Below are 3230 nucleotides of genomic sequence, written 5' to 3'. Positions count from 1 at the left end.
TGTTAGGTTATGCCTTCGTGAACAGCGCGACAGGGCTCGTGGAGCAACATAACCTGTTCCGCTCTGCGGACGGACACATTCATGCGCTGTGGTTCAACTTCGAGAGCGGATGGCATCATGAGGACCGCACAGCAATCGTTGCCGGCACACCTGCCGCGGTGAGTGATCCGTTCGGCTATGCGTTTATCGATACCGCTACCGGCTTGTAAATAGTGGAGTTGGACTTGTGGCGCCTGCTACGCAGGTGCCGACGGAAGATAAGTCTTGCTGACAGATGGATATTGATTGGTTTCGCGACTACGAAAGGTCTGCACAATTCGCTTTTGGAGCGCGGACCTTACTTGTTGACGACTAATCCAGTGCCGGCGATGCTAAGAAGCCACCTTTGCACCACGTATTGTCGGTCGCCGTAGCTTCGCTTAATGGCGACTCGTCGCGCATCAACAGACGTTCGCTAATCGACTGCGAAAGACGGTTCCTGGCCGCACTCGGACCGACGATGCGGGTGGGTGAATTTGCTAAGGCGCCGACCCGATGCATGGAAGTGCGTACATCGACCATCGTCTGACGCTCCCGGTTCGACTGGCATACCGGCCCCACGGCAATCGCCGGGGCGAGCATTCGGCAGGCCACTCGCGCCAGCTCTGACGATCAGTCGCAAAACTCTGGCGCCATTGCACCAATCCGCCAGCGCTCGCCTCGGTGCGATCGCACGTCTTCCACCTGGCCGACTACGAGTAAGCGGGTGCCAAGGCGCCGCGCTGCGCGGCGCTTTGGCCTGCGCCTCACGCGTGGCCCGATACGCGCGCAACCATCTCCTGAATCACGATATGGCGGATCGCTCGCAGCAGCTGCAGCTCGCCGCCGAGGGTTGCGCGAAGCTCCGGTCGCTCGCGCGCGAGCGCGTCAGTTTCCTGCTCGACCTGGGTGAGCAGGGCTGTGGCCTCGGCCGGGATGCGAATGAGCAGTTCGGTGATCTGGCGCGCGGCGGTTGCGCGAGTCAGGCCGAGTTGCTCGCCGGCCTCTTCCAGAACTTCGCGACTAAAGTCGGCGTAGCGCTGCACACCGCAGACCTCGCGCGTGAATTCCGTCAAGTCAGGCCAGCGGCCCTTGTCGCTGTAGTTGCGAGTCTCGTACACGGCCTCGCACAGCAGATCGTAGAAGGGCGCCAACGTGATCCCGTTGGCCGTCACGAGAAAGCTCGTGTTCTTCAGGTGCGAGTCCCCATTGCCGACCAGCACGCAGAACACCAGCCACCGGAAGAGTCGCATTCGCGCGGGTGCTGGCGCACGGCATTTCGCGGCGAGCTCCGCGAGCGCGCCGACCGACCAGCTCGAGTACTTCATCGTCGCGGCAAGATTGAGCAACTGGCAGCCGTCGATCGCGTGCCGGCGCACCACCGTACCGTTCTGCATCTCGCGGTCGAACCGCTCGATGAGATACACGGGTGCGGGCGCGTAGCGCCGCTCCACATTGGGGACCTCGAGACCGACGCTCGCTGCCAGTTTCATGGTGAACCACTCGTTGACCACGGTACTCGGGTAGGCGTTCGTCTGCGCGTGGTTTGGCTTCAGGATGTGCGTGGACACGGCCTGTCCGCTCGGCTCGAAGAGCTGGCCATCGCGCACCACCACCGCCAGCTTGTGCTGCGCGCCCGCCAACGACATCTTTTTGGGGGCATCGTGCGTGAGCGGGACCTCCGGAAGGTTGCGGATGCGCTCGTTGAGTTCCTCGTCGCTCAGTGGCCGCAGGTTCGCTTCCTGATCGCCTTCGGCGGCCGCCTCGGGCGCACGCAGGGTGACCGAGCCGGCTGACTCCCGCCCGTAGTACTCGAGCAGGGCAAAGGCGTCATTCACGTCCGGCAGCTTCGCGTCGCTCGCGAGCAACTCGCGCACTCGCTCTTCCGGGAGCAGATTGTCGAAGTACCACTGCGCCGGACGCCGGGTGGCACCATCGCGCAGGATCTCCGCCTGCAGGGGCAGGTGCGGGCTCAGTGCGAACCGATCAGGATTGGCGAGCCACGCCGGGTCATATTCGAACGCCCACAGGTTCTGGTTTTCATGCAGCGTGCCGATCAGTTGGTGATCGATCGAGGCGAGAAGGGTGCGCTCGGTCATTTGCGGGCATTCCCTTTACCGGTCTTTTGCTCGCTGGCGTCCTCGGCGTGCGCGAGGACGTTGCGCGCGCGCGTGAGGGTGTCGCTCGCGCGCGCGTCAGGCGAGGCCGTATCGAGCACCCGTTTTGCCTTACGGAAAAGCTCTGCGATCGCTTTCGCGCGCTCTGGGCGAAGGGTACTGAGAGTGCCGGTCGGCGTCGCTGAGAGGAGCTCGCCCCGAAGCTTCCACTTCTCGGCTGTCTGCTCCGCTGCGCGAAACGCTCGTACCGCTGCGCGATGTTGCGCCTTGATCGACTGCGCCTTCAGGAGGCCCTCATCCGCATCCGGAATGTCCACGCTCACGCGCACGCCGAGGCCCTGAAGGATCAGAAAGAGCTTGCCCCACTGGACCGATTCGGCGCCGGCTTCCGCCTTGCCAAGAAATGACTCGCTCACGCCCATGCTGCCCGCGGCATCGTCCTGCCGGAGTTGCTGGGCCTTGCGCGCCGCCCGGATCACCCCTCCGATGTCGGAGGCCTGGTCGATGGTGTAGTGCATGACGGAGGTTGCCTCGTAATGTGGATCTGGGCCGGCCTGCCGCGCCCATGTAAAAACCTTGCGTTCGACGAGTATTGTGCCTGATTTGGCGGTTTCAAGCAGCGAAATCGTGCAATCGCAAGGTTCTGCGCTTCATCTGGGTCCCACTGACGAAAAACCGTTCGATCGCACAGTTTCGGCGCCCCGGCCCGGACTGACGCGCAAAAAAAGTGCGATCGCATGGTTTCTGCATTTTGCGCTGTGAACAGGTGGAAAAAACGTGCGATCGCACGGTTTTGCACCGGTCGCGCGCGGGCTGGCGCGTGGCGATACGGTGCTCGGCACTGCTCGCGCGGAGGCGACTTTGCGCGCGGCGCGGTGGGCGCCATGCTCGTGCCGTGCGCGACAGCGCTCGCGAGCGGCCCGGGCGCGGCGGCACGCACGGTGCTCGTGCCGTGCACGACCTCGCTCGCAGACGAGCAGCGCGGGCGCGGGGGCCGCGCGGTGCGCGACAGGGCGCGCTGGGGTGCGATGCAGCGTAGCAGCGCGGGCCGCGCCGCCAGCGTAGCGCGCGCCTGCGCGGGCGGGGCGCCGGCGT

General features: G+C 64.6%; 4 protein-coding genes. 2 read left to right on the top strand and 2 right to left on the bottom strand.

Translation table 11 applies throughout. The annotated features are described in order from the left end of the window. On the top strand, nt 1–209 hold a 209-nt coding region (locus BMI01S_RS42305), incomplete at its 5' end, for a hypothetical protein (protein ID WP_169745503.1). Between the two features lie 576 nt (nt 210–785). Here BMI01S_RS42305 and BMI01S_RS36525 read toward each other — a convergent pair. Together BMI01S_RS36525 and BMI01S_RS44390 are read right to left on the bottom strand one after the other, a co-directional pair. Then, nucleotides 786–2117 (bottom strand): HipA domain-containing protein, encoded by a 1332-nt coding sequence (locus BMI01S_RS36525; RefSeq protein ID WP_028233004.1) that lies wholly within the window; start codon nt 2115–2117, stop codon nt 786–788. Beyond that, the gene (locus BMI01S_RS44390; protein ID WP_042293046.1) at nt 2114–2653 is read right to left on the bottom strand and encodes a helix-turn-helix domain-containing protein; all 540 of its coding nucleotides are present in this window, start codon (nt 2651–2653) and stop codon (nt 2114–2116) included. The genes BMI01S_RS36525 and BMI01S_RS44390 overlap by 4 nt, the downstream gene beginning before the upstream one ends. 366 nt (nt 2654–3019) lie before the next feature. Here BMI01S_RS44390 and BMI01S_RS36515 point away from each other — a divergent pair. Next, the coding region (locus tag BMI01S_RS36515) for a hypothetical protein (RefSeq protein ID WP_042293043.1) at nt 3020–3230 on the top strand (211 nt) is incomplete at its 3' end.

Origin of the sequence: Paraburkholderia mimosarum LMG 23256 = NBRC 106338 (assembly GCF_000739815.1) — a bacterium.
GTDB classification, from domain to species: domain Bacteria; phylum Pseudomonadota; class Gammaproteobacteria; order Burkholderiales; family Burkholderiaceae; genus Paraburkholderia; species Paraburkholderia mimosarum.
This window is presented reverse-complemented; position numbering and strand designations above follow the sequence as displayed.

Coding starts and splice junctions, on each gene's coding strand:
- BMI01S_RS36525 (WP_028233004.1), bottom strand. CDS start 2,117: ATGACCGAGCGCACCCTTCTCGCCTCGATCGATCACCAACTGATCGGC.
- BMI01S_RS44390 (WP_042293046.1), bottom strand. CDS start 2,653: ATGCACTACACCATCGACCAGGCCTCCGACATCGGAGGGGTGATCCGG.